The 25,825-nt window shown below is 58.3% G+C and carries 20 protein-coding genes and 1 pseudogene; 11 read left to right on the forward strand and 10 right to left on the reverse strand.

From position 1 onward, the window contains the following. Window positions 1–136: 136 nt before the first annotated feature. The 9 genes from ACVWZM_RS08425 to ACVWZM_RS08465 form a co-directional block, all read right to left on the reverse strand. Window positions 137–2,152, reverse strand: a complete 2,016-nt coding sequence (locus ACVWZM_RS08425; RefSeq protein WP_253624349.1) for a carbamoyltransferase family protein — start codon at window positions 2,150–2,152, stop codon at window positions 137–139. Window positions 2,153–2,465: 313 nt separating this feature from the next. Next, window positions 2,466–3,254: an ABC transporter permease gene (locus ACVWZM_RS08430; RefSeq protein WP_253624350.1), complete on the reverse strand. Its 789-nt coding sequence runs from the start codon at window positions 3,252–3,254 to the stop codon at window positions 2,466–2,468. A 3-nt stretch (window positions 3,255–3,257) separates the two neighbouring features. Then, the gene (gene nodI, locus ACVWZM_RS08435) at window positions 3,258–4,178 is read right to left on the reverse strand and encodes a nodulation factor ABC transporter ATP-binding protein NodI (RefSeq protein ID WP_253624351.1); all 921 of its coding nucleotides are present in this window, start codon (window positions 4,176–4,178) and stop codon (window positions 3,258–3,260) included. A 1-nt stretch (window position 4,179) separates the two neighbouring features. After that, complete coding sequence (gene nodU / locus ACVWZM_RS08440) at window positions 4,180–5,889, reverse strand: nodulation protein NodU (protein ID WP_253624352.1); 1,710 nt, start codon at window positions 5,887–5,889, stop codon at window positions 4,180–4,182. Window positions 5,890–5,902: 13 nt separating this feature from the next. Beyond that, a complete protein-coding gene (nodS, locus tag ACVWZM_RS08445) occupies window positions 5,903–6,532 on the reverse strand; it encodes a nodulation methyltransferase NodS (protein WP_253624353.1) in 630 nt (209 codons plus the stop codon). A 12-nt stretch (window positions 6,533–6,544) separates the two neighbouring features. Then, entirely contained in the window at window positions 6,545–7,921 is a 1,377-nt protein-coding gene (gene nodC, locus ACVWZM_RS08450) for a chitooligosaccharide synthase NodC (protein WP_456852551.1), read from the reverse strand. 17 nt (window positions 7,922–7,938) lie between these two features. Further along, a complete protein-coding gene (nodB, locus tag ACVWZM_RS08455) occupies window positions 7,939–8,598 on the reverse strand; it encodes a chitooligosaccharide deacetylase NodB (RefSeq protein WP_456852553.1) in 660 nt (219 codons plus the stop codon). Then, on the reverse strand, window positions 8,595–9,227 hold the full coding sequence (locus ACVWZM_RS08460; RefSeq protein ID WP_253624357.1) for a NodA family N-acyltransferase: 633 nt from the start codon (window positions 9,225–9,227) through the stop codon (window positions 8,595–8,597). The genes nodB and ACVWZM_RS08460 overlap by 4 nt, the downstream gene beginning before the upstream one ends. A 41-nt stretch (window positions 9,228–9,268) precedes the next feature. Then, a complete protein-coding gene (locus tag ACVWZM_RS08465; protein ID WP_456852556.1) occupies window positions 9,269–9,616 on the reverse strand; it encodes a hypothetical protein in 348 nt (115 codons plus the stop codon). Window positions 9,617–10,060: 444 nt separating this feature from the next. Here ACVWZM_RS08465 and nodD1 point away from each other — a divergent pair, with 444 nt between their 5' ends. The 10 genes and pseudogenes from nodD1 (at window position 10,061) to ACVWZM_RS08515 (ending at window position 22,492) form a co-directional block, all read left to right on the forward strand. Further along, the gene (gene nodD1, locus ACVWZM_RS08470; RefSeq protein ID WP_253624359.1) at window positions 10,061–11,005 is read left to right on the forward strand and encodes a transcriptional regulator NodD1; all 945 of its coding nucleotides are present in this window, start codon (window positions 10,061–10,063) and stop codon (window positions 11,003–11,005) included. 633 nt (window positions 11,006–11,638) lie between these two features. Beyond that, a complete protein-coding gene (locus ACVWZM_RS08475; protein ID WP_456852558.1) occupies window positions 11,639–12,628 on the forward strand; it encodes a LysR family transcriptional regulator in 990 nt (329 codons plus the stop codon). Between the two features lie 604 nt (window positions 12,629–13,232). Continuing rightward, window positions 13,233–13,442 carry a hypothetical protein gene (locus tag ACVWZM_RS08480; RefSeq protein ID WP_456827067.1) on the forward strand — a complete coding sequence of 70 codons (210 nt, stop codon included), beginning with the start codon at window positions 13,233–13,235 and terminating at the stop codon, window positions 13,440–13,442. A gap of 121 nt (window positions 13,443–13,563) precedes the next feature. Beyond that, window positions 13,564–14,277, forward strand: a complete 714-nt coding sequence (locus ACVWZM_RS08485) for a MerR family transcriptional regulator (protein ID WP_456856648.1) — start codon at window positions 13,564–13,566, stop codon at window positions 14,275–14,277. Between the two features lie 444 nt (window positions 14,278–14,721). Beyond that, window positions 14,722–15,729: a branched-chain amino acid ABC transporter substrate-binding protein gene (locus ACVWZM_RS08490; protein ID WP_456852560.1), complete on the forward strand. Its 1,008-nt coding sequence runs from the start codon at window positions 14,722–14,724 to the stop codon at window positions 15,727–15,729. An 895-nt stretch (window positions 15,730–16,624) separates the two neighbouring features. After that, window positions 16,625–16,882, forward strand: a pseudogene (locus ACVWZM_RS08495) (transposase); the annotation flags it as partial. An 89-nt stretch (window positions 16,883–16,971) separates the two neighbouring features. Further along, window positions 16,972–18,075, forward strand: coding sequence for an LLM class flavin-dependent oxidoreductase (locus ACVWZM_RS08500; RefSeq protein WP_456852562.1), 1,104 nt, complete (start codon window positions 16,972–16,974; stop codon window positions 18,073–18,075). Window positions 18,076–19,307: 1,232 nt separating this feature from the next. Further along, entirely contained in the window at window positions 19,308–19,655 is a 348-nt protein-coding gene (locus tag ACVWZM_RS08505; RefSeq protein WP_456852564.1) for a NolY, read from the forward strand. Window positions 19,656–20,652: 997 nt separating this feature from the next. Further along, window positions 20,653–20,898: a hypothetical protein gene (locus ACVWZM_RS08510; RefSeq protein ID WP_253624363.1), complete on the forward strand. Its 246-nt coding sequence runs from the start codon at window positions 20,653–20,655 to the stop codon at window positions 20,896–20,898. Between the two features lie 871 nt (window positions 20,899–21,769). Further along, window positions 21,770–22,492 carry an outer membrane protein gene (locus ACVWZM_RS08515; RefSeq protein ID WP_456856650.1) on the forward strand — a complete coding sequence of 241 codons (723 nt, stop codon included), beginning with the start codon at window positions 21,770–21,772 and terminating at the stop codon, window positions 22,490–22,492. A 317-nt stretch (window positions 22,493–22,809) separates the two neighbouring features. Here ACVWZM_RS08515 and ACVWZM_RS08520 read toward each other — a convergent pair whose 3' ends face one another. After that, window positions 22,810–23,535, reverse strand: a complete 726-nt coding sequence (locus ACVWZM_RS08520) for a helix-turn-helix transcriptional regulator (RefSeq protein WP_253626025.1) — start codon at window positions 23,533–23,535, stop codon at window positions 22,810–22,812. A 1,332-nt stretch (window positions 23,536–24,867) separates the two neighbouring features. On the opposite strand from ACVWZM_RS08520, the gene ACVWZM_RS08525 reads away from it, so the two are divergent. Further along, window positions 24,868–25,584, forward strand: a complete 717-nt coding sequence (locus ACVWZM_RS08525; RefSeq protein ID WP_456852566.1) for a sulfite exporter TauE/SafE family protein — start codon at window positions 24,868–24,870, stop codon at window positions 25,582–25,584. The last annotated feature ends 241 nt before the right edge of the window (window positions 25,585–25,825 follow it).

The raw sequence follows: 25,825 nt of genomic DNA on the forward strand, positions 1-25,825 counted from the left end.
GTCTTGTCTTGAGCGGTGTTGCGGCGACGCGCCGATTTCAGCCGGATGCCCGATGCCCCTCGTGCGTCGGATGGCCTGGCCTCCTCCATGCAGGCATCGGCATGGCCATGCTCACGAGTTCCGGCTATGTTTCGCTTTACACTGTGTTGCGGCCGCAAGCCGCGCGCGGCGGATGCAGACGGATGCCTCGCAGCTCCCACACGAGGCGCAATTCCTTCACGAGATCTTCACGCCTGGCCTGGCCCAGCATGGTTGCGTCGAGCAGCCCGCCGAGCGACGCCTCGCCCTCGACCCGCATCAAGATCTCGAAAAGCTCCTGTGAGATGCGCATACTATCGCGGGTGGAAGGTCCCGTGCGGATCTCGCAGACCGTCTCCTGCCGATCTACCGCTACGTGAGAGCGGACACGATGTAGCGATGCATAGGGTGGCAATGAAACGCCCAGTGCGCTCCAATCCTGCAATGTTGCCGCCCGCTTCTTGACCAGGAACGGCCCGACCACAAGTCCGTCCAAATCGGTCGTCAAGAAGGTAACGATCGCGTCTGACACCGAATCAACGATCGGCTCGGCATTGTTGTTAAACGACGTGTTTAGAAGGATCGGTATTCCAGTTCGCTTCTTGAACGCGTTGATTAAATCCCAATAAGCTGGGTTTGTCTCGCGCGACACCGTTTGCAGCCGAGCGGTCCCGTCAACGTGCGTGATCGCACCGAGCACGCTACGCTGGGCTTCACGCACGCGAACCACAAAGTTCATGAACGGCAGCTCCCTCGTGCCGCCTGGAAGCTCGAAGAACTCGCTCGCATGCTCAACCAGTACAGACGGCGCAAACGGACGATAACTCTCGCGCTTTTTGACCATCTCGTTAATTCGGTTCTTGTTATCGGCTGGCCGCGGGTCCGCAAGAATGCTGCGGTTACCAAGCGCACGTGGGCCGAACTCAGAGCGCCCCTGAACCCAGCCGATTACAGCGCCATTTGCCATCCAGTCTGCCGCACTGGATGCTATGTCATCAGCTCGTTGAATGTCGAGGTGGCTTGACCATGCGTTGAGCTCACACTCTACGGCTTGCTCATTGCCGAGATCGGGCCCCCAATAAACGTCCGGCAGTCGCTCGCGCGGCGCCGGCCTGCCCAGCTCGTTTGACACGATCAATGCAGCGCCGAGCGCGCAACCGGCGTCGTGCGCCGCGGGTTGAACAAAGATGTCGTCAAATAGCCCGGAATAAAGCAGCTTACCGTTCAGCGTGCAATTATGGGCTACCCCTCCAGCCAGGCACAAGCGTGTCATGCCTGTCGCTTCACGATGGTGCCGCAGGATGTGAAACACGATCCGCTCCAGCGCCTCCTGCAGCGAAGCGCTGACATCTCGATGTTGTTGGGTGAATGGCATTCCTTTTCGCCGAACCTCGATGTGGCGGACCAGGGCCGGAGCGATCCGATCCAGGTGAACGCGATAGCCACCCTTGTCCAACAACTCGTAGAACTGCGCGAAGAGTTCGCGATAGGGAGCGGGATCACCATACGGGGCAAGCCCCATCACTTTGTACTCGTCGAACAATCCGTAGCCGAGATATCGGATCGTCTCGAGATAGAACAGCCCCAGGGAGTTACGTTCCGGGAAGCTTGCAAGTTGCGCAATTTCGATGCCAGACCCCACCGCCAATAAGCCGGAGAGAAAATCGCCACTACCGTCGATCGTAAAAATGAGACTTTGTTCGAACCCGGACATGGCAAACGCGCTCATGGCATGCGCTTCGTGGTGATTTACGAAGGAAAGCCGCGACGGATCGATCTCGGCGTCAAACTCCCGTGCCAGCAGCTGGCGCATCAACAGTTTGGCGTCCAACGGAACGGGCTTGGAAACAGAAAGACGCTCGAGCATTGTATTGCAGTAGGCTTCAGTCGCGTAGAACGCGATACGGTCGATCTCGCCGAGTTCAACTCCTGCGGTAGAAAGGCAGTATCGGATGGAGTTGCTCGGCAACTTGTTGGAGTGCTTGACGCGGTTGAGGCGCTCCTCTTCGACGGCAGCAATCACGCGGCCATCCTGCACAAGAACCGCAGCGCCATCGTGAAGAAATGTACTCGGCAGCTCCGACGATCTTTCATAGATTCTGTCAAGACCACCACTTAATCCCAGGCACAACATCCGGCTCTCCATTTGATTAAGGCGGGAACGACAACTGCGTTCCACCTATCCAATCTGTGCGGTCACGCTCCGTCGGGTGCGCGGGCCAGACAACACAATACAACTTTGCAATTCCGTCTCGGCGCCTAGCGACAGGCGCTCAGAAAGTAACGGTGCCGCCGTCCGCACCGATCGACGGAACAGATGGCCGGAGACCTTGCTCGATCGCGGCCTCTCAAGTCCATTGCAGCGGCCGCTGCGACAGACCAGGTCATCCCGAGCTACCGCACGACGCATCGTGACTGTGAATTTCTCCATTCTCGCTGAACTCACGTCAACGCAGCAGACGGCGCCGAAATACTGCTATCGACGCAAAAAAGGGCACGACCGTGTAAACGCAGAGCGCGGCGACATGCAGGGCAGCACTGTCGACACCGCGTTCAAGCATCGCTGGGCGAATAAGGTCGACCGAATGTGCGAGAGGCAACAAGCCGACGAAATGCTGAAATGAGCCGGGCAGTTGGCTCGTCGGAAAGACCACGCCACACAAAAACACCATAGGACTGAGGACAAGTGTCTGGTAAAATACGAAGTAATCGTAACTTGGCGCAAGAGATATGACGACCATGGCCAGGCTGGCGAAGACAAGGCCAGTAAGGGCGATTGTTGGCATCGCATACAGAATGGATAGCCAGGATGCATAACCCAGCGTGACAGCGACGATCCCGATCGCTGTTCCGGCCAGAACGGACTTACTGGCCGCCCACACCAGTTCACCCAAAACGATATCGCCAAGCGTGAGCTCAGTGGAGAGGATTGCTTCCCAAGTACGCTTGGCGTCCATGCGTGCAAAGGCTGCATACATGGTTTCAAAGGTCGCGGACGTCATGGCACTGGTCGCGACCAAGCCTGCCGCAAGGAACGCGATGTACGACGTCCCCTCAACGCGCCCCACGATCAGCCCAAGGCCAAAGCCGAGGCCAAACAGATGGGTCAAGGGATCTGCGAGGTTGCCGAGAATCGATGCAAGCGCAACTTTCTTCCATGCTAGGAAGTTCCGACGCCATACTGCGATCCAGTTGTACGCGTTAGTGGGCATCACCGCCGCATAACTTTCACCCATCGCTCACTTCTCCATCTCGCGCCCGGTCAGCCGCAAAAACACGTCTTCGAGATTTGGGGAGCGCTGCAGAACACGAAGTCCCGCTCGCCCCTGCAGTTGCACGCGGACCTGCTCCGGATATGGCGCATAACAGAAGAGCGTCTCTCCACTCACTTCGATGTGCCGCGCATGGGGCCTGATCAGCTCGCGAAGCTGATGTGGATCACCTCCATAGATTTCGACCACGTTGCAGCCGATATGCTCGTCGATTAGCACATCTGGCTTGCCTTCGGCGATCTTGCGTCCACCCTCGAGGACACACAGCCGATCGCACAGGCGTTCGGCCTCTTCCATAAAGTGAGTGGTCAAGAGAATCGTCTTGCCGCGCGCCAGCAGAACTCGCAGGCGCTCCCAGATCAAGTGGCGGGCGTGCGGATCCAAACCAGTCGTCGGCTCGTCCATCACGAGCAGATGCGGGTCATTTATAAGCGCGCGTGCCAAGGTCAGTCGCCGCTTCATGCCACCCGACAGTTCTGAGACCCGTGCGTCTGCCTTGGTTTCGAGCCGCGCGAACTCGAGCAGCGACGGTACGACGGCCTCGATCTTGCGGGCGCTCATGCCAAAATAGCGACCAAACACCAGCAGATTCTCGCGTACGGTAAACTCAAGCTCAAGGTTGTCGAACTGCGGTACGACACCGATCCGCATGCGTGCGACACGAGCGCGCGCCGGTACAGGTTCATTGAGTACCATTATCTTGCCTGCGTCCGGCGAGATCATGCCGAGGAGCATACGGGCGATCGTGCTCTTGCCGGCTCCATTTGGCCCGAGTAGACCAAAGCACTCTCCGCGGGCAACCGAGAACGACAGTTCATCGACGATAGTTCTGCCGCCAAATGACTTTGTGACGCCGGCAAGGTCGATTGCTACCGTGGACATGCTCATCTTAGGCCGACTGGAGCCGTTTAGCCGGCGGTTGCTTCCTTATGACCGGCTTAGTCCAAAGCTGGCCGTCACACCACACATGCTCAACGCGCCCCCATTGACAGGCTGCTGCGGCGTCCGGAAAGAATCCCCGCCCGTTTAGGTTTGCGCTCGTGTTGCAGAGCAGCGGAAGGCCCGTAAGGCGCTCGAATTCGACGAGCAGCTCAGCGACCTTGTGCGGAGAGCTGCGGGAGATTGTCTGCAGTCGCGCCGAACCATCCAGATGGATGACAGCGGGGATCTTGTCGCACCATTCCGCTCTGGTCTGATGATCGAACAGCATGTAGGGGTCCGGCGTACCTGGGTTGAATATCTCTGGCGCGCGATCCTCCAAGCAGATCGGCGCCACCGGTCGGAAGTGCTCACGACACTTAATGTCGTTGAGATGATCCTTCATCGCCGGTGACGTCGGAGCCGCCAGAATACTTCTGCCGCCCAACGCTCGCGGACCCAGCTCGGCGCGCCCGGACAGGAACACTACCGGCTTGTTGTCGGCGAGAATGCCGGCGAGCTCACGCAGACTGCACGGCTCGGCCTCCCATTCCGACAACCCCTCGGTGGCCTGCAGAGCCGGACCGCTGTAAACAGACCATTCCAACGGTCCAAACCCATTTCGCGCCGCCATAGCCGCGCAAGCAGCACCTATTGCCGAGCCGCTGTCATTCGGGAAAGGCGGTACCCACACCTCATCGAACAGGCCCGTCGCGCGAAGCGCACTATTCCACTTGATGTTGAGACCGCACCCACCTGCCACACATAGATTTCGCGCGCCCGGAAGAGAGGAGTGCTGCAACAGAACCATCGCGATTTCGCGAACCAGAAGACGTTCCAGGAACATATGGAACGAGGCAAGGATGTCCTCCGCTCGTTTGCCCGTAAGGCGCAATGCGCTTGCCTCGAAAAACTCGTGCGTGGCCGCAAGCAACGCTTCCGGATTGTGGATGTCTGCGCGGTAGCGACGAGCCTGCTCCGTGTCCGCGGCAAAGCGCTTCTCGTAGAGTTCTTGAAAAACTGCGACAACGCCTTCATCGACAGAGCCAAGCGCGATGTACGCCATCAGCTTGCCGGCGATGCCCAAATCCCAACTGGTGCGGCTCGGCTGCCTGTAAGGCCCGAAGTGAAGGCCGGCGGCAGCATAGGCCTGACCAATCATGGGAAACAGGGATCCCACGAGCCGCGTGCCGCGAGGTTCGACATAGTAAAGGCGGGGAAAGATGGAGCCGTCCCATACCAGACAGAACGCGGGTTTTCCGGTACTGGCAAAGGGGCTGGTGCTATAGGCTGACGCAACGTGGCCCGTGACGTGCGGGTAACTTTTATAGGGAAAGACCTTGTCGCCGAGGATCAGGCCAAAGCCTTCGACGGAATCAAGAAGGCCCTCAGCATGACGCTCGACATATGGCCCCCCTTTCAGCGTGATCGGCACCGCCCCACTAAGGACCTGGAACCGCGACTCGATCTCTCCATCCCAGCCATCGATGACGAACTGATCAATGTCTCGCGGATCAAGACCATGCTCTGCCAACACACGCACGACCTCATCGAGGTTGTCGATGGATTGATAGCGTGGGTTGTTGCCGCGCTTTTCCTGCTCGGTGCAAAAGACGAGCCGCCCGTCCTCGACAAGAGCAATTGCGCCGTCATGTGTTAATTTGATGCCGCAGATGCGCATACGACCCCCTGATCTAATGACCGACAATTGAGTGCTTTAACGACTGCCCCGACTTCCGGAACAGGACCAGCAAGCAGTCTTCGTTGACCGACGTGGTTTGGCAGTGCAGACGCTCCACCTCCAACAGACTCTCCTTGAAGAGAGAGATCACCGTCTCGGCACCAGCGGCATGACCCCAGTGCCGACAGGTGGCATCACGCGCGGACCCGAACACCAAAGAGCCGTCTGGGGCAAGCATGCTCACCAGGTTGCGGACCGCCGCGTGCATCTCGGAAACGTCATTGAGATAGTAGAGAACCTCGGCGACGACGATCAGGTCGAACTTCTCTGTGGTCGAAAACTGCTGAATATTGCAGGTTATCCAATTTATATGTGACCGATGCCCGGTCCGCAGGCGCGCTCGTTCGATCGCCTGCGGCATGACATCGACCACCGTTAGGCGTTGGCAACGCGGTGCAAGCATTTCCGTGAATGCCCCGGCTGCGCATCCGACTTCGAGGGCATGCTCGACACCCCCATTGCAAGACGACATCCGGAGCATCTGCGCGTACCGTTCCTGCTCGAACGCACTGCTGTCGAGATGCCATGGATCATCCACAGCGAGCTCGCGTTCCAGTAATTGATGGTTCTTGTACACAGTCATGCGCCGATAGACCTACTTATACGCGCTCGATCGTTTCCGACCGCAAATGCTCTCCGGCGCCGCCAAGCGCGATGGACGGTGAGGAACCGCCGACTTCGGAATTGTGCCAGAAGCCGTCCCTGTAGCCACAGGACCTGCTGCACTGTTCGGCACCGGCATGACCGCCTGCTCATCTCCTTCAGTCGGCTCGTTGACGATCGTGCGCGACAGCCAATCGCTGTTGCTCAATGTACAAAGGGCATACGCCTTGAGCGGCAGTAAAAGAAAGATGTTTATCGGTGTGTGGAGCGAGAAGCCGATAAATCGCAATTCCCCCGCCCGAAGTGCAGCTACACTGCACCGAACGATCGTCATCGCCGCAATTGTCAAGCCTGTCCACCAGGGTACAGATCCGCCGACTGCAAGCTCGGCAAGCGCAGCCAGTGCTGAAAGGGCGAGTAGCAGTGGGCCAAGATTCTGCCCGACAACGTCCAATGTGAGGTAGCCATCGAGTTCCGGCAGCAGACGCAATGCGAGAAACGTATCGCGAAAGGTGCTGCGCGCCCAGCGCAGCTGCTGACGCAGGTATGGCCCGAGAGTGTCAGGGACAACGGTTGCCGCAATCGCGTCCGGAACATACTCGGTTCGAAATCCCGCCTTGAGCATGAGAATCGTCAGATGGCGATCTTCGCCGAAATCACTCGGCTTGCCGCGAAAGAATTGCGTTTCGTATTGATCTAGCAGCAGGGCAAGAGCAGAGCGACGATACATCGCACATGGACCGCAGCAGCACATGACCGCACCGAACCGAGCTTGCGCCGCACGCTCTTCGTTGCACGCCAACCAGTATTCCATGTCGATCAGACTGGTCAGCCATGTATCGTTGCGATTGCTCGCTACCAGCTGGCCCATCGCGGCACCAATGTCGGGGTCCCGCATCTTCGCCGCAAGCTTGGTGACCACGTCGGCGGCCAGTATCGTATCCGAATCGACGTTAAGCACCAAGTCACCGGACGAGCCGCGTATTGCGGCGATCTGCGCTTTGCGCTTGCCAACATTCCTAGCAAGCAAGATGATGCTGAAGCGCGCATCGTTGGCATAGATCTCATGTACAGGCCCCACAACGTCGCGATTTGCCGAGCCATCGTCAACCACATAGACCCGCAGCTCTCCTTCGTAGTCTTGCCTGGCGAGCGAATCCAAACACTGCGCGAGCGTGTCCGGTTTCTCGTTGAAGCAAGGCACGACAATATCCACACTTGGCAGAGCCAGCGCGGATTGTCCCAGATCGTTCCGCAACGATGGGGCATTCCCCCGCCGCGCATACAGCGCCTGCGTGCTTTTGTAGATGGTCGAGAGCAGCGCGTAAGACGAAACCGCGACGGCGCTGGTTGTAGCGAGCAGGTCCATAGGGTGCCAGTTGTTGTTCAGTGAAGCTGAGGGAGCGGGCGGATCACGAAGCCGCGGCGTTGTAGTGCTGGAACCAGGTAAGAGAGCGCTCTAACCGTCTGGTCTCGCCAACTTGCATCAGCGCACGGCCCGTCCTCATCAGGAGGATATCCGTCGTGCAGGAGAACAATTGAACCCGGTCGAACGGCTCCGAGTACCGAAGTTACAATTCTGTCCACCCCGGGCTGGGACCAATCTCTCGGATCGACCGACCAGTGCACAGCCGTAAGGCCAGCCTGTGCCGACGTAGCGAGCACCTCTTCGGTCCATTTACCGTAGGGGGCCCGCATGTGCCTGGGCGCAGCCTGCCGACATGCCGAACGAATCGCCTCGCTGGCCATTAGCACCTCACCGCGCACCTGAGCCGGCTCGCATCTCGACAGATCCGGATGCGTCATCGTGTGGTTCGCCACCTCGTGGCCTTGCGCGATCATCCGCCGAATGAGCTCGGGCTGCTCGGCCGCGTAGGTACCGATCACAAAGAACGTCGCTGGCACCCGATGTTGCGTCAACACATCGAGAACCTCTGGCGTGCAGAATGGATTTGGCCCATCGTCAAAGGTCAAATAGACAGGGAAGCTCCCGCTCACATCGGCGTAGTCGCAAGGCACGGCAGACACGGGGACAAGCTCTTTCACAGCTCGGGCCCGTTCCGATCGATCATTGCGCCGGCGGGCCACTCGCTGATCGCGCTTTGAACCGGGAACACCACCACGATCACCTCTTCGATGCGGATCGGCGACAGATTGGGATAGACATCCGGATGCGTGGAGCGGACGCGAAGGCCCGACATGAGGGTCGCGAGGCCCTGTCTTTGCACAAGTCGGGTAAGATGCTTCTCAAGCGCGGGCCGGACCGTCCCGAAGCCGAACGGGACTCCAAGTTCGTGCAGCATAGGATACATCACCCGCATCGCGTGGCTGATTCCCAGTCCCTCGAGATCCGGCCGCACGGCATACAGCCCGAGTTCGGCCACGAGTAGATCGACTGCACCAATCTTGATGAAGCGGCGCAGTAGTCCGACGTGAGCAGCTACACCATGGGCGTCGCGACCAATCACGCGGACCTCAGGCCTGGCGCCCGCCCAACTTCTGTTGCCTTCAAATGGCTGCGCATTGAAAGCACCGGTCGGCCCGTAACTCTTGCGAAAAAATTCGGCGAGCTCGGCATGCTCGGTAAGCCGCAGCTCGTTTTCCCAGCGAACGCTCCAATGAACTTGAGTGCGCGCAGAAGGCGCTTCCGCGGTCCGAGATGCGACAATGTTCATGGCAGGCTTTCCTACGCGAGTCATTTCAAGAGCGGGCTCAGTCACGCAAACTCACTCACCGGACGCAGATCGATCGAGAAATGCGCCGTCGCGCTTTGTTGGATGCCGGTTCTCCTTTGCGCTCGGCGCCGGAGCAGATCGCCTGGGGTGGCGCCTTTGTGTGCGATCAGCTGATCGCGCCGTTGAGGCTCGTCATCCAGACCGAATGCTGTGCCGAAGGTGTACGGACGGGGCGATTTGATCGTACAGATGTTATCTGCACCATGGAGCCCTTCCGCCTCGTCTATGGCGGCCGTCGGCGCTTTGCCGCTCGTGACCGGACCATCGATGCGGACCACCTCGTTGAGGGAGCGTCCCAATGACACCAGATCACCTTGGTTCTCATGCATCTTCGACACGCCCCGAATGCGATCGACAGTCAAGCCAATGGACTGTCGCCAGATCTATTTGGCATCCGCAATCTGCGCTTGCCTCTGTGTTGCGACACTAGGTCGATGCTGATCCGGCCCTCAAGTGTACGCGGGTAAACCGCCGATATGGAAAGGGTTGGAATGCACATACGAAGGTTTACCGAGCGCATCGCGTTACTTCGAATGCGCGGGTCGCGCCGGTCAAGACCGACGCAACACGTACGCATTCGCTTTGAATTGCCGCCCAGGGCGTCGACAGCCGCCACTCGCGTTCAAGGACTTTCCGAGAGCCCGCGCAGCGACCAACAGCCATTGTGGTGTTCCGATTATTTTCCAAACTGATGTTTGCTATCCAACAACCCGCAGTTTGGTAAAATCGATTGTTTCGATAGAATGCATCCACACGATGGATAGACTCAAAAGATGCGATTCAAGGGACTCGATCTAAACCTGCTCGTTGCGCTCGATGCTCTGATGACCGAGCGCAACCTCACAGCAGCGGCGCGCAAGATAAACCTGAGCCAGCCCGCTATGAGCGCGGCAATCGCGCGGCTGCGCACCTACTTCGGCGATGAACTTTTCACGATGCGCGGTCGAGAGCTCGTCCCGACACCGGGCGCGGAAGCGCTCGCGGGTCCCGTTCGCGAGGCCCTGTTGCACATTCAAATTTCGATTATTTCGCGAGATTCGTTCGACCCTGCTCAGTCCAGCCGTCGCTTCAGGGTCATTCTCTCCGATTTCATGACAATCGTCTTTTTTCGACGAATTATGGACCGTATCGCACAGGAAGCCCCGGCTGTGCGCTTTGAATTGCTGCCCTTTTCGGATGAGCCCGACGAGTTGCTCCGCCGGGGCGAGGTCGACTTTCTCATTCTGCCAGAGTTGTTTATGTCGAGCGCTCATCCCAAGGCGACGCTGTTCGACGAGACTCTCGTATGCGTGGGATGCCGCACGAACAAGCAGCTGTCACGTCAACTGACATTCGAAAAATACCTTTCGATGGGTCACGTTACGGCCAAATTCGGACGGGCGCTGAGGCCCAACCTGGAAGAATGGTTTTTGCTTGAACATGGCCTAAAGAGACGGATCGAGGTGGTAGTGCAAGGCTTTAGCCTTATCCCACCCATAATATTGGACACCCGCCGTATTGGCACGATGCCTTTGCGACTCGCTAGGCACTTCGAAAAGCGGATGCCCGTGCGGATCGTCGCACCACCCTTGCCTCTGCCCATATTCACTGAAGCATTGCAATGGCCTGCGTTTCACAACACCGACCCAGCGAGTGTTTGGATGAGGCGAATATTGTTGGAAGAGGCGTCCAACATCGCATCGGGGCATTTCGAGACATCTACTCGCAGGCGATGTTAAGTTCAGCATAAGCCGATTCCGGCCGTGTCTCGAGTATGGCGGCACGCCATTAATTCTCCGCCGACGCTTTCCATTTCTCGACGCTCGATGTTGCAGATGCCTGACGTTAGATGACGAAGCGCTCCGAGGGCTTGGCAGGTTGAGCGCGTAATGTTCCGGCTGAGGTTGGGATACCGGCGGTACAGGTCAACGGACGTCCAGCGTTGCTGCGGTACATAATCCTTATTGGTGCGCAAATGTCCGGCACGTTCAATTATTCGCTTGAATCCCACGCTGCGTGAGGTTGTAGGCTGCGCGCCTTGGCTCGCGCTGCGTTAAGCGGCGGTCGACCGGGCGCACAGCCGAACTCACGGCTTTGGCGGAACACTTGGACTGGTGCCAATAGTTAACGACCGGGTCTTGTTACGAGGTTCGCCGGAGCGGCGAGCCTATTAGCTTCGGGCTTGTAACGGCCTCCGGCTCCTGATGTCCGCCAACGGCCGAACTGTCCATTGTTGCGATGATTCCGCGACCTTCTTCTCGCGATCGCAAGGTGGGACGAAACCGATTCGGACGAGCCGGTGAGACCGTCCCAGACGTGGCCGCGGCCGGTCGTTTATACACCGCAAGCCCGTTTGCGCCGGACAAGAAGATATGCGTTTCAAAGGACTGGATCTAAATCTTCTCGTGGCGCTCGATGCTCTAATGACCGAGCGCAGCCTGACTGCAGCGGCAGGTAAGATCAGCCTTAGCCAGCCGGCCATGAGTGCAGCCGTCGCCCGACTGCGCTCCTATTTTGGTGACGAGTTGTTTGCAATGAGAGGACGGGCACTTGTCCTGACCCCACGCGCGGAGGGACTCGCCGCTCCGGTTCGTGAGGCGCTGATGCACATTCAGCACTCGATTATCGCGCGGGAGGCCTTCGACCCTGCCCGATCGAACCGGCGGTTCAGGATCTGCCTGTCAGATTTCATAACCGTCGTATTCTTCCGCCACGTCGTGGAGCGCGTCGCGCGAGAAGCACCCAATGTCAGATTCGAGCTGGTGACGCTCACTGATGAGCACGATGAACTGCTTCGGCGCGGCGAGGTCGATTTTGTCATCCTGCCGGAACTATTCATGTCCGGTACGCACCCCAGAGCGGCCTTGTTCGAGGAGAGCCTCGTTTGCGTGGGCTGCCACACGAACAGTCACCTACTGAGGCGGTTGACATTTGATCGGTATATGTCGATGGGCCACGTTGCGGTCAAGCTCGGCGGCACACGCAAGACCTTCGTCGAAGATTCCTTGTTGCTCGATCTCGGCCTCAATCGGCGCATCGATATTGTTGTGCAGAGCTTCAGCATGATCCCGCCCCTGCTAGTGGGCACAGGCCGCATAGGGACCATACCCTTAAGGCTCGCAAAGCATTTTCAAAGAACCGCGCCGCTCCGGATTGCCGCGCTTCCCCAGCCATTCCCCACCTTCACCGAGGCAGTCCAATGGCCAGTCCTGAATAACAGCGACCCAGAAAGCATCTGGCTGCGGGAGATATTGCTGCAGGAGGCAGCTCGCATGGCAACTGCGCGTGAAGAGGCATTCAGCATTAGCGGTTCGGAGCAAGCAGATGATGCCGGCAGCTTCGCAGGATCGGTCTCGCCGTGAGCGCAAGGACGTTGGCAAAGGTGAGCGAACCCGGCACCCGGACCGTGTCGCAACGCGTGCAATTTCGGATCGTCTCGCTCGAACTCGTTGTCTCTCGTCAAAGCTCCTCATAGTTGGCGACCGTCACAAGCCCGAGGCCGTCCTTCTCGCACCGGCGACGGGCTCGACGTAAAGCGGTCGCTCGAGCATTAGCCCGGCTTTGAGAGACAGAGAGGCCGCTACGCGCCCGCGCCAAAGCTACGCTGGCGCATTGCAAGCCCGGCTTGCGGCCGCGCCGCTCCCGTGACGGCAGGATCGGCTCGGCGGCTAATCGCATCAACACGGCGAATCGGTCGCGGCGCTCGCAATGAGCGGACGGTTCGGACCCGTCTGAGACCCAGCACCACGACAGCGAACGCAGTGCCGATTGATTGTGCATATGAATGTTGGACTCGCTCCGTCCAAGCAAGGCATCGCACGTGCGTGTTGCTCTGTCGCATCACCCTGGAGCGCATCGCATCTTCGTCTCTCTACGCCGCCGGTCTGACTTCTTTTGGCCGCACCTCGGCCAAACGTCTTGACGAGGTGCGCTATGCCGACGCAATGACGAACAAGGAGCCGTACGTTGGAGCAATACAGTGGAGTATTCGATCCCGAAGAGCTTTCTGTCTTGGGAAGTCTTTTTGACAGGGCAGTCTCCGCGCTGCCGCCATCAATGCGAACTCCGGAAAATCGAACGGCGATCGCCAAACTCATCCTGGAGCGTACAGCGGCCGGCAATACCCAGCTGACATGCTTAACGAACCTGTTGATCACCATTTCCCCTCAGGGTTGATCGCGCGCCGTTCTAAGGATAGTCACCACACCTGCGCTGGAATGGAAGACGATCCAGCTAGAGCTTTGAAATAGCTTGAATCCAACGTGACGTCAGGTTGTAGGCTTTGAAATTGAACAACATGAGCAAAGCTACACCAAGACGGCGTCGATGGCGCATTGGCGAACTTGCGGAAGCGACCGGAGTGACGGTACGCACGCTGCATCATTATGAACACACCGGCCTGTTAGCCGCTTCAGAGCGCACGGACGGCGGCCATCGGATGTACGACCGCGAAAGCGTCCAGCGGGTTCATCAGATCCGGGCGCTACGCGAGCTCGGCTTCTCCCTTTACGAGATCCGTAAAGCTATGGAGGGAACGACTTCACTGACCGACCTATTGCGCAAGCATTTGGAGCGTATAGAGCTTCAAGTTGCTCGAGCAACGCTGTTGCGAGATCGATTGCGCAACATGACGACCGACAGTGACGTTCAGGTCAGCGTGGATGAGCTACCTGCCACCTTGGACGCCATGTCGCGGGTTGAGACACGTAGGCAAACATCCCGATGCACATGCAAGTTGGCTGCAGAACGCGAGGAGCGATGGCGACGCATTCGGGACGACCTCCGCGATTGTATGGATAGAGGCGAACACCCTTGCGGCGAGCGCGCGAAGGCCGTCGCGATTGCCGCGCGCTTGCTGATCGGCGAAATCGCTGGAGCGGATTCTCGGGTTTCGACGATCCTGAAGGTCCTTGCACGCCTAAGTGCCCCACGCAGTTTGGCCGGTTGGGATCCCTGCCTCATGCAATATCTCGATCTTGCCCTCACCGGCCTGGAGGATCAGCCATACTGAGATCACAAGGCGGCTTCGGACGGCTTGACCTGTCCGCTCTGCCGGCTCGATCGTCATGGCGGTTCGGCGTGATCCGCCGGCTTTGATGCCCGGCGGCAGCTCTACCAATCACCGGTCAGATTTTCTGCGAGGGTCTCGGCGATCGGCCGCTTTCTCTGATGCATTGAGCGAAGCTCCCGTTCAAGGAAGGCTTGAATCGCACGTAACGTCAAATTGTAGGCTCCGCCATGGTCGTTGCCCGAGCTGACGCATGCTTCGCTTGGCGATCCTTCGACCTGCGGACCCGTGCTGGCCGCAGACAGTTGGGCTTAGATCGAGGTGAGCACTAGGAGTTTTGCAGTGTTGAATAGGCGTTACACTCCGGCTGCAGCTGCAGCCTTCCTTTTCTGTGCCCTCGCCTCGACTGCGAGGGCTTCGGACGTTCCGATTGCCGTGGCCGGCCCAATGAGCGGAAGCAGCGCGGCGTTCGGCGCGCAGATGCGCAACGGCGCCGCCGCGGCTGTCGAGGCATTGAACGCTTCGGGCCTCCTTCCCGACACCAAGGTGATACTGAGTGTCGCTGATGACGCCTGCGACCCGAAGCAAGCGGTCGCCGTTGCAAATAAGCTTGCAATGGCCCAGGTGCGCCTGGTCGTCGGCCATTTTTGCTCGTCTTCGTCCATCCCAGCCTCCGACGTCTATGCCGAAGCAGGTATCATCCAATTGTCACCTGGTTCGACAAATCCTCAGCTAACGGAACGCGGCATCCAGACCGTGTTTCGGATCTGCGGCCGCGACGACCAGCAGGGCACCGTTGCGGCTGAATACATTCACCGACATTACCATAGCGACAAGATCGCAGTGCTCGACGACAAGAGCACCGCCGGCAAAGGTATCGCCGATGCGGTTGAGGCACAGCTTCAGGGATTCGGCGAACACGTCATTCGGCAGAGCTATATAGCCGGTGAAAAGGATTATACGGCGCTGATTTCTAGATTGAAGAAGGACGGGGTACGCCTCGCCTATATCGGCGGTTATCACACCGAGATTGGGCTGATCATCCGTCAGGCATCAGAAGCAGAGGCCGGCCTTACCGTCATGGCCAACGACCCGTTGATGACCTCCGAATTCTGGGGCATCACCAGCAGCGCGGGAAACGGTACGCTATTTACCTTTATGCCCGACGTGGCAACGAATGCCAATGCGGCCGACGCGGTGGCCAAACTCAAGGCTTCCGAGCTGTCGTCCGAAGGCTACACACTTTACGCCTATGCCGCAGTGCAGGCGTGGGCAGAGGCGGTGAAGCGGGCCGGTTCCCTCAATGCTGCGCGGGTCGCAACCGAACTCCGTTCACGACCGATCGAAACAGCCGTTGGTCCGGTCAGGTTCGATACCAAGGGAGACAATGCAGGCCCAGGCTTTGTGGTTTACCGCTGGCTCGACGGGCATGTTGAAGCGCTGGATCAGAATTGATCGACGCGACCACAGCCCTTCTCCCTTAACCCAGCTACCGACACAGATGATGAAACGACATCGGGACCTTGCTGCCGTTATACTCGCGAGCTCTCTTGTGCTCGCGGCTTTCGGAGCGCTTGTCGCCCTCGCTGCAGCGCTCGCAGAATTGCCAGACGTCGACGTAGAGGAGGAGTTACGTCCGATGTTAGACAAATAGCATCCCGATAAGGGCCCGTTCTTGCGACGCTTCACTGCCAAACATCCGCAACAGTCTGATTGGCAATGCTGCGAGTTCCGGCCGTTGCCGCTCATGCGACAGCAGCCATGACAACCAAACCGCCGCGGCAATCTCTCTGTCGGCCGCGCATGCTGACAAATGCAACTGTACTTCCCAACCTCCAGCGACCTCACATTGCGCGAAACGCGATTGCGATCCAATCGCTGTTTCGCCAGCGCGTCCCTTGTCGATTCTGCCAGCGCCTCGACCGATCCCCAAGCGACTTACGTCAAACTTAAGGTCTGTGCGAACGCGATCCCACCGCCGGCCAGTTTGATGCGACGCAGCTTGTTGCGAAGCGAATTGCCGATAACAACCTCACATTGATTCCGGCAGTCGGTAATTCGGGCATGGCGCCTCAACAATCGGGCAGAGTTACAACATTGAGAATATTATCGACATGACTTCGATCAGCTCTCCTATCGCCTGCGCGTCCTTGGACGTTGTTCTACTTTCGGGCATAGCCGCCGATCCGTTTGGCAAGAAGGATGGAACGCTCCATCTGACATCGCGGAAACTTGGAATATCTACTGCGTGTCTTGAGCCAACCTTCGTAAGGGCGCCGACGACAGCTGATGTCGCATTGCATATTGCCTGCACTTCGAGTGCAAGTGCTGTGCAAAACGGAACGGACAGATGAAACGACCGAGATTCACAGAAGAGCAAATTATCGCGATACTGAACGAGCATGGGGCTGGTGCGAAACCGGCTGATCTAGCTCACAGACACAAGATCTCTGAAGCGGCGATCTACGACTGGAAGGCCAAGTTCGGCGGCATGGACGTTTCGGCCGCCAAGCGGTTGAGCGCCCTGGAAGAGGAGAACGCGAAGCTAAAGAAGCTTCTGGTCGAGCACATGCTTGGCGTGGATGCACTTCGCGAACTCCTATCAAAGTAGTCGCAACCAATATGCAGGTTCTCACGCCCACGCTGCATGGCGCAAGCCCAGAGCGTTAGCTCCCGCAGAATAGCCAGATCGGCCAAGTGATGCACACCACGTCTTTGACGCCGAAGGCACAAAGCAACCAGGACTCCCATTCCGAAATCGGAGATGATCGAGTGAAAAGCGGCCTTCCTTCAAGACTGACATGCGCAATCTTTGACCACTTGGACGACGACGGCCGCGACATTGCGCGACAGTATGAAGATCGTCTCAAGCTGGCGGAGGCGTGTGATTCTCTGGGCTTTTATGCTTATCACCTGGCGGAGCACCACTGCACCCCTCATGGCAGAGGGCCCTCGCCGAACCTGTTTCTAGCAAGTCTTGCGCAGCGCACCCGGAGGCTTCGCTTTGGTCCGCTCGTTCTGTTGCTCAATCTCTATCATCCATTGCGCGCGTTCGAAGAGATCTGCATGCTTGATCAATTGAGCGGCGGCAGGCTCGAACTCGGTATCGGGCGCGGCTCCCAGCCGATCGAATGGGGCTATTTCGGCATCAGCGCAGGCGCGGCGCCAAGCCGCTATGTGGAAGCCAGCGAAATCTTAAATGTTGCGCTGAAGAGCGATACGTTATCCTACCAAGGAAGCCATTTTGAGCTGAACAGTGTACCCTTAACCTTGAGGCCTCATCAGCGCCCTTATCCACCGACCTGGATCGCCAGCAATCGGACCGAATCGGCGGAATGGGCCGCGGCAAATGGTGCAAATCTGGCGTGTGTCGGCCCCGCCTCTGCTGTCCGAAGCATTACGGATGCTTTTCGTTGCCGTCGAGCGCGCTGCACAGCCGCGGACGATCGAGAGCCATTCCTAGGGTTGGCTCGTATGATCGTGATTGCGAGATCTGACGGAGACGCTCATGCGGCTGCCGAAACCGCTTATGGACAATGGCTGGATAGCTTTAAGTTCCTTTACGAGTTGAACGCCAATCCGACACCGCCGACCCTGCCGCTGTCGTTCGATGCAGCGCTGGAGAGCCAATTGTGCGTCGTCGGAACGCCAGCTTCCGTCCGACAGCAGCTTCTTAACCAGATGGAAGAGGCAGGTACCAACTACCTACTCTGCCAGCTTGCATTCGGGAACCTTCCGCTCGACAATTCACTATACACCGCGAGCGCGATCAGAGCCGAAATCATCGATAGCTTTGGCTGACAATGTCTATTCAACTTCGCTACTTCGGGATGCCCGGCCCCTTCTTGGCATGCGGTACGTGCCCATTGGCGTACGATCAAGGCGTTCTTTCTTGCTCGACGGGAGATCCCAAACCGATAAGGATATAGGCGCGACCTCAAGCATCACTTTGCCGGCCGCGCAGCCGATGTCGTCGGCAGCGACATGACAGGTTGAATAGCGTTGGCATGACAAACCGGCTCAACCCGTATGCGGGCTTGTCTTATGCGTCGTCCAGAGCAGGTCAAGGATAGTCGCGCGCGCTATCCGCGGACTGGATGCATCCCATCAAAACTTTCGATTTTACGGATTTCAGCCAAATGCACCATAGTCGCTCACCGATTTCCGGAAAGCATCTTTGACGAAGCTCGTGTGATCATGGACCCCCTTTGCTTTCTGCCAAGTCGCAGGCCGGCTCAAGCCTTTCGCGCCAACATCACCAACGATATCCCTCGACCTTTGAAACCGCGCCACCAGCGGCCTAGCTTCAGCCGGCTGGCTCGCCGAAAAGTATGGCCTTCATTCGAAGTCGCCGACAGCAATTTCGTCATCCTAAAGGCGTTCCCGAAGATTAGGCGCTTCGCACGCGCATTGGCCGGGTTGCATGCGTGCGTCGCATAGAAGCCAGGCAGGCGCACTGCCTCTTGCGCCAGCCTCGGCAAGGCTTGTCGGCCTGACCAGGTGGACAGCCCCGTTACTTCCGCGATGTCGCGATTCCCATGCTATGCGACCTCAGCTATCTGACCTCCTTAAACACAAAAGGGACGTGCTGGTATCAGTGGCGCCTATCGACGTCGATTTCGGCGACGCGAAAGGCTATGCGACAACACTAGCCGCCCACTTACGCGCTGTGATCGCGGGGTTCTCATGCCGCCCATCCGCTCCGCGCTGTTTGATGGGCTCGACCTATGCCAACGGCGTTCCTGCGAGGTCCGCTAGCTTGGAGTGCGCCGGCGCGATAGCTCAATCAAGGACGAGCGTTCTACCACGCAGCGCACAGCGCTCTATAGCGACCAGACCTCCTTCGGGTTTTTCTGCGAAACCAGCCTGTCCCTTTCTTCGGTTGCACATGCGCGAGGTGTCTTGTCCAGCGGCAATTCGGTCACGCACCGCATCGGCGGCCTCGCAAACCGGAACGCACACAAAAACTACACGTCAATCTCGTTTAATTAGTCTGGAGCAACACTGTGGAACTTGATCCTTCGAATTCACGCATGCAGGACCTTGAGGATCGCATCGACCTACAACTCGATATCGTGGCAACTCTCGTACGCGAAGGAAGCAACGAGCTCGAGGCAATCCAGCTGCTCAACGCACTCACGAACGAAATGATATCAGCGGAACTGGAGCTCGGCCAGCTCGGCGATACGAGCGCCGGTGGCCATCCTGGCGGCGGGCGAGCAGCGCGAATGAGACGGGACCATGGCGTCTACAATCCAGAAGAGCTTCAAATCTTGGGGCGCCTTCTCGATCAGGCAGTGGCCGCCTTACCGCCTGCACTGCGCACTCCGGCCAACCAGATGCGGATTGCCAGATTGATTCTGGCACGTGCGGCGGGCTGAGAGCCGTTTTGCTCTTCTGCGATTGACGGCCGCCCGGCGAGAGCTTCATCGCTGGGCTGACCGTGGCTGTGCTCTCCTACCCACGGATAAGGCCGGTTCAAGACCGCGGCTCACCGCTACGTGAGTGAGCCGTTTCCACGTGCTGATCATTTCGCTTCGAGGAGCGAGACATCCATCCGATTTCCCCTGGACTGCACCTCAAACGCTTGATCATGGCATCTTACACGGTCGCAGTTTACTCCAAGGCAGATAGGGGGCGCACGATCCGAGATATTCGTGCGAGACACCGCACGGTTGACCGCGCCTTCCGATATTCGGATCTTGGCAGCATAAGCTAGCTCCCTGATCGCGGCCGCATTGTTCTAAAGTTGCGGGCCACCTGATATTTCGTTGCCAGAACGAGCTCCTGGCAGATCAACGCAATTGTCGCGATAGCTTGTCCCGTTTCTTTGGTGCGACCCATCCGGAGCAGAATCGTATCGCAAACGTGGTGCCGCGCGCAGGAACCGGCGGATGTGGCCAGGCTGTTGACGCATGTCGGGAAGCACACGAACGGATTGTCGAGAATGAGCCACACAGCTGGACGCGACATAAAGAGCGCATACGACATCTCCCAGAACACTTCTTAGCCTTGAAAGTGGAAGGTAGCGAACGGCCTGCTCCGTAAGACGGCTGTAGTTCGACTGCCCCTTGGGAGCGTGAGCCCGGCGAACGGCGAAGGGCGAACGCCGGGCAACAAGATGCGGGGCGCAAAGAGGCAAATGTCAACGCAGGGTCTCTTCAGACAATTCAGAATCGTTCGACTCGCGCTGGCACTTCAACACTCGGTCATCCGGACTTCAACAAGCGGCATTATAAAGTTCGCTGTAGCGCCGCGGGCAGCTCGACACACATTTTGGCTGTGGCTCCGACTTCTTGCCGGTCAGGACAGGCCGCAGCTCGTCGGTACGCTTCGGACGAATCTTTTACCTTGTGCTAGGAGTCGAGGAGTTTCGAGATGGATCAGGTCATATCCGACCAGGTGCAAGCGCCAGAGGCTATCGTAAGTATCGCATTTGAAAAAGCGTGGCGCTTTGTCGAGAAGGACCCAGTTCTGGCGCATCATCTCAAGACGTTCCTTCACCGCCGCTTGCGAGCATTACTGGAGTGTTCGATCAGGACCGGCGAACGGAATACCCTGCATCTGGCAAACGAAGCGATACGCAATTTACGAGCGGAACTGGCGTCGCCGAGCAAACAGTAGGTGGTTCGTTCCTCTAGCTGGCCGCCCCCCTTGTTATCGGCAGGAACGGGACGGTGTCGTCAACTCCGAAGGGTCAGGTCGTGGTCGAGCTGAGTTCTCACTGCTCATCTTCTACACCGACGACTGCGTCAGAGAGCGCTGCTCGTGCAGCTCTCGTGGTCCCTACACCAGTAGGATAGAAACGGGAGCACACCGGCAACGAAAGGCGGGACAAGCACGCGTTGCCCCGACGTGACACAATGCGCACCGTATCTGGCGGCCTGGCATGCGTCTCAGCAATTTCGATGCGGGCTTCATCCGGCGCGGTGACCAACATTCTGCGGCAGACGATCTTGGCGGCGCACCGGCTCGATTGGCTTTCCTGTCGCGGCAAGAGCAGTTACAGCTCGCCAGATACCGCTCCGGATCTTCAGGATGTCCGAATTTAGATCGATCAATGCCTCTGATGGGTCATTTCCGACGTTACCACAATCTTAAGTCGCCACACGACTCCTGACCCAAGATAAATTCAAATCCCATCCCGATAAGGACGCCTTCATCTGTGCGGCTCATGACGAAACCCGCTGAACGACGCGCAGCCGGACATATCGCCAGGAACCTGATTGTGGCGGTGCTTCAGCAAATGCGCTCGCAGCATTGCGTCGCACAGTGCCATCACGATCGCATCGCCTTCAGGTAAAGGCGCCACGAGGCGCCCTATCAATGTCGCTGCATCTTCGTCCAGGCGTCGCAAGTTAGGCGCCTCACAACCTGACGCACCGTGCGTTTCGACCCATTTCTTGCGGAGGAATGTTGTGCCTCAGTTACAGCAATTCGCAAGCATGTTGTTAAGACGCACGGCGCCGGGGGCATCAAAAGGAATGACACTGGAATGAAGAATTTGCTGATTCTGACCGCAAGCATCGCACTCAGCGCTGCAACTCCCACATTCGGCGCTGACCTCGCCGGGCAGCCTGTCAACATCAAGGCGCCCACATTGCCGGTGGTAGCCCCGATCAACGACTGGAGCGGCTACTATATCGGTCTCAATGGCGGCTGGGGATCGAGTCACAATTGCTGGAATTTCAACGGCGCCACTTCCGAGGGCTGCCATAATTCGACCGGCGGCACCGTCGGCGGCCAGATCGGCTATCGCTGGCAGATCTTCAGAACGGTGTACGGCATCGAAGGTCAGGGCAACTGGGCCGACTTCAGCGGCTCCAATGTCAGCACCGCTTTCCCAGCGGACACCGTTGGCACCAAGACAGATGCATTTGGATTGCTCACCGGCCACATCGGCTACGCATTCAATGCCGTGCTGCTTTACGCCAAGGGCGGTGCGGCGGTGACCAGCAACACCTATCACGTCAACTCAGTGGCTGCTGGCACCGAGCTTGGCAGGAATAACGATGTTCGCTGGGGTGGCGCGCTCGGCGCTGGCGCCGAAGTCGGCCTGACCCCGAACTGGTCGGCTGGCCTCGAGTATAATCACTTGTTCATGCAGGGCAGCAACGTAAGCTTCCCCACGGCCGTTGGCTTCGATCGCGTTCACCACGACATCGATCTTGTCACGGCACGGCTCAACTACAAGTTCGGCCCAGCGTTTGCGAAATAGCGAACACCACGCGCGCAAGCGTTAAATCGAGAGCCCCGACTAACGGTCGGGGTTCTTTCTCGAAATGCTGCCCTACCGCCTCGCAACCAGCCAGCGGAACCGGCTCGAACTCGTCTAGGCTTAGATCACTGGCTGGCAGAGCAGACCGCAGGCACACCCGAGGGCACCAAGCCAGTCGGCTTGACATGCGTCGTCAAACTCCAGAACCTCACGCAACGTGAGTTTCCCGTCGCCTGTCTCAACGAAGCACTGTTCGAATGACATGAGCCTTGCCAGGGCTTGGCGTCAATGGCACTTCCTGGCGTGAGGATGGGATCTCAAAGAATATTGAGGCGAATGGCTATAGCGGTCGCCTGGATCCGGCTGGTCGCACCCAGCTTTCGCATTGCATTCTTGATATGAAAATTGACCGTATTTTCGCTAATTTTTAGGATCTTCCCAATTTCCCAGGACGATTTCCCCTCTGCCACCCACCGCATGCAACTGATCTCCCGTTGCGACAATGCGATTTGTTTCCCGCCGCCGCCATTAGAAGGTCGAGCAATCTCGCCATAGGCGCTGTGAAAGAGCGAAGCCAGGGCATTGAGATGACCGATGCGATTCTGAGGATCAGCATCGTCGGACGGAGATGCGAAGGACACCACAGATACTTGGCCCAACGGGCCAAATAGAGGTACGCTCATGCCATGCTTCAGCCCGGCCTCCCTAGCCTCATCCAATACGCGTCTCTCGTCCGGTTGAAGCTGACAATGGTCAGCGAGTTGGTCCCACAGAAACGGACGCGAATGCATCGGCGTCCGCCGGACCACCGGATCGATGGTGTGGTACTTGCGTTTGAAGTATCGATCGCACCAGGCCGGCGGCCAATTCACAGCGACAGTCGGCGGTGGATACTCAGCCAACCGAAGCGGCTCTACGAAGTTGAGGGCTCCGTAAGCAACTTCACTGAATCCTTCCTCGGTGGCACGGTTTACAAGAAGATCGAACAACGCTCTCAGCGAATGCGTCTGGTTTGCGCATTCGGTGAAGCTAAAGAGATCCACGATGGGCGCTTCGGCACGCCGATCCGGCTCGCCATCGCTGCGTTCGATTGCATTTGTTTCAGGCCGAGCCAAATTCCATTCCATGAGCTGAACTCTCAGGTTTGCTCTTCGTGAAGTCCGGAGCGCGCGCTGCGTCAGACGCCATTCCCGAATTTTTCGTCTTCCGCCAACTGCGGCGCGACAATTGTTCCGTCAAACGCCGGGATCCAGCTGCTATCCTCGTCGGACACCCGACGGCACGCCGCAACCGAAGCGCCGTCAAATTCCGTCCGATCAGTCCTGCTCGCCGATGACGCGCTGGCCAAGCAGGCGATCACCGCATTGTCGTTCGTCTGATGGTCTGTGCCCTCGATGCTGCCTTAAATAGTGCGGCCAAAGCAGCCCTGAATGATAAGATCGGCTCTACTCAGATTAAATGGTAAGGAGCGACTGTCCTTCCCGAAAGACGCCTGGCTTCGCCTCAAGGTTGAGCGCGATGATACCCTGAACGTTGACCTTCGCGATTCAAGCGGGATGGAGCACGTTGGCCAACTTGGCGGTGCCGGACTCGATCTTCGCAGTTCTGACATCGGCCTTCTGCTTCCTGCCGACAGGAAGGTCATTTTTTCTTCCCCATCCTGCGAATTGCTGTCGCGGATTCTTCGCTCATCCTCCGTCCTTCGACGGCGTCGGGAATGCGGCCTGCGAGCAACGCGGAAGAGCCGCACCAGCAGGTGACCGCGTGATATAACGGCCCGGCGCCTGATCAGGCGCGTTGAAGAGGTCCAGCGCACCTGAATTGAAGGCACAGATGATCCGCGCGCCAGGTGCGCAATGGGAGATGCGTGCAGAAACGACACCTGCCGGCCGCAGAGGACACCTTGCATGCGCATCTCCATAAGGGAGAGGACCTGGGCGCGGATCAGCAAGTGCCGTACCAACTGGCGGCCTCGCAAGATTCAATCCTCGATACCAGGGATTCAAGGCAAGAGCCCGGTTTCGGCGCACGAGGGCTTGAAGCAATGGCGACAACTGGAGGAAACGCGACAGCGCCACTTGCGCTAGGCTCCCACGGCCTGGAAAGAGTGCTGCTCGGCGCGGCGGCTCCCAAGCGCCTTTCAAACAGCCGGGTGCTGGCACCACTTTCACATCTTGGTCAAGTACCAATGCTGACAATTGAAGAAGCCGATCCACAAATGGCAATCGTGTGGGAACCTGGTGCCAACTGCGGCGTGCGGCCGCGCGGCATCCGATTGAGCGCTCGCTTGGACTTCTTCCCTCGCGGAAAGACAATTGGGACTGCGTGCAGTTAGTGCAAGGCAAGCGAAGAACTTTTCGCAGGGCTGGTGACGTATGCTTTCTCTGTTCTTCGCGATTATCTCACTGCTCTATGCAATGGTTGGCCAAGCCGGTGGAACCGCGTTCCTAGCGCTTATGGCGTTTTCTAGCTTGCCGTCCACAGAGATGCGCCCGACGGCGCTTGGCCTCAACATTGTTGTCGCGAGTTATTCCACGTGGTTCTTAAACCGCAATAAAGTCATCGACTGGATAGCGCTCCGGCCGCTTCTACTGTCATCAATGCCGGCAGCACTTGCCGGCAGCTTGCTGGTGCTCGGGGAGCACGTTTACAGGACGTTGACCGGTCTTGTCCTCCTTTTGGCGAGCGCTGTGATGATCCTGCGGCGCGGCCGCGTTGCCCATCGTATTTTCGAAACTCCGCTCTGGGGAAGCGTGGGCATTGGAGCGGTCATCGGGTTTGTTTCGGGTCTGACCGGCGTGGGCGGAGGAGTATTCCTCGCGCCCGCGCTCATGACACTGAACTGGGCGTCAGCCAGGCAAGTCACCCTGCTGTCGCCTCCGTTCATCCTAGCGAATTCCACAGTGGGCTTCGTTGGAGTTCTTTTCACCGGCCAGTTTCCGTGTTCGGATTCGGCCATTTACGCAATCGCCGCACTGGGAGGAGCCGTCGCAGGAACGGTTATCGGCCTGAAATGTCTGAGCCAGGCAGCTATTAGGTTCATCCTCGTGGCGGTTCTGCTCATTGCCGGCGTGCAGTTGGTTCGCACCTAAATGCCGCTGGATCTGATTTTGCTGCAGCTGTCGTTGCGGTCATCGAGCACCACCGAGGCTCATCAATCGCAAAGATTCCAAAACGAACGATCCGAGCCCCTGAAGCAGAACAGACGCGTATCGTCTGACTTGGACGTGCCAGGGAGTGCAGAAGCTGACAATGCCCGCGCGTTGCGATTCCGGCACAGCCTGCGGCCTGTTTGGGAATTGGTGAACTCGCAGCGCTCCCAATGGCGCGGCC

The sequence above is a fragment of the Bradyrhizobium sp. USDA 4501 genome (assembly GCF_054062115.1).

Coding starts and splice junctions, on each gene's coding strand:
- nodS (WP_253624353.1), bottom strand. CDS start 6,532: ATGACTGTGTACAAGAACCATCAATTACTGGAACGCGAGCTCGCTGTG.
- ACVWZM_RS08465 (WP_456852556.1), bottom strand. CDS start 9,616: ATGCATGAGAACCAAGGTGATCTGGTGTCATTGGGACGCTCCCTCAAC.
- ACVWZM_RS08515 (WP_456856650.1), top strand. CDS start 21,770: ATGAAGAATTTGCTGATTCTGACCGCAAGCATCGCACTCAGCGCTGCA.
- ACVWZM_RS08460 (WP_253624357.1), bottom strand. CDS start 9,227: ATGAACATTGTCGCATCTCGGACCGCGGAAGCGCCTTCTGCGCGCACT.
- nodU (WP_253624352.1), bottom strand. CDS start 5,889: ATGCGCATCTGCGGCATCAAATTAACACATGACGGCGCAATTGCTCTT.
- ACVWZM_RS08490 (WP_456852560.1), top strand. CDS start 14,722: ATGAGCGGAAGCAGCGCGGCGTTCGGCGCGCAGATGCGCAACGGCGCC.
- ACVWZM_RS08505 (WP_456852564.1), top strand. CDS start 19,308: ATGCAGGACCTTGAGGATCGCATCGACCTACAACTCGATATCGTGGCA.
- nodI (WP_253624351.1), bottom strand. CDS start 4,178: ATGAGCATGTCCACGGTAGCAATCGACCTTGCCGGCGTCACAAAGTCA.
- ACVWZM_RS08485 (WP_456856648.1), top strand. CDS start 13,564: ATGAGCAAAGCTACACCAAGACGGCGTCGATGGCGCATTGGCGAACTT.
- ACVWZM_RS08425 (WP_253624349.1), bottom strand. CDS start 2,152: ATGTTGTGCCTGGGATTAAGTGGTGGTCTTGACAGAATCTATGAAAGA.
- nodD1 (WP_253624359.1), top strand. CDS start 10,061: ATGCGATTCAAGGGACTCGATCTAAACCTGCTCGTTGCGCTCGATGCT.
- ACVWZM_RS08525 (WP_456852566.1), top strand. CDS start 24,868: ATGCTTTCTCTGTTCTTCGCGATTATCTCACTGCTCTATGCAATGGTT.
- ACVWZM_RS08475 (WP_456852558.1), top strand. CDS start 11,639: ATGCGTTTCAAAGGACTGGATCTAAATCTTCTCGTGGCGCTCGATGCT.
- ACVWZM_RS08510 (WP_253624363.1), top strand. CDS start 20,653: ATGGATCAGGTCATATCCGACCAGGTGCAAGCGCCAGAGGCTATCGTA.
- ACVWZM_RS08430 (WP_253624350.1), bottom strand. CDS start 3,254: ATGGGTGAAAGTTATGCGGCGGTGATGCCCACTAACGCGTACAACTGG.
- nodC (WP_456852551.1), bottom strand. CDS start 7,921: ATGGACCTGCTCGCTACAACCAGCGCCGTCGCGGTTTCGTCTTACGCG.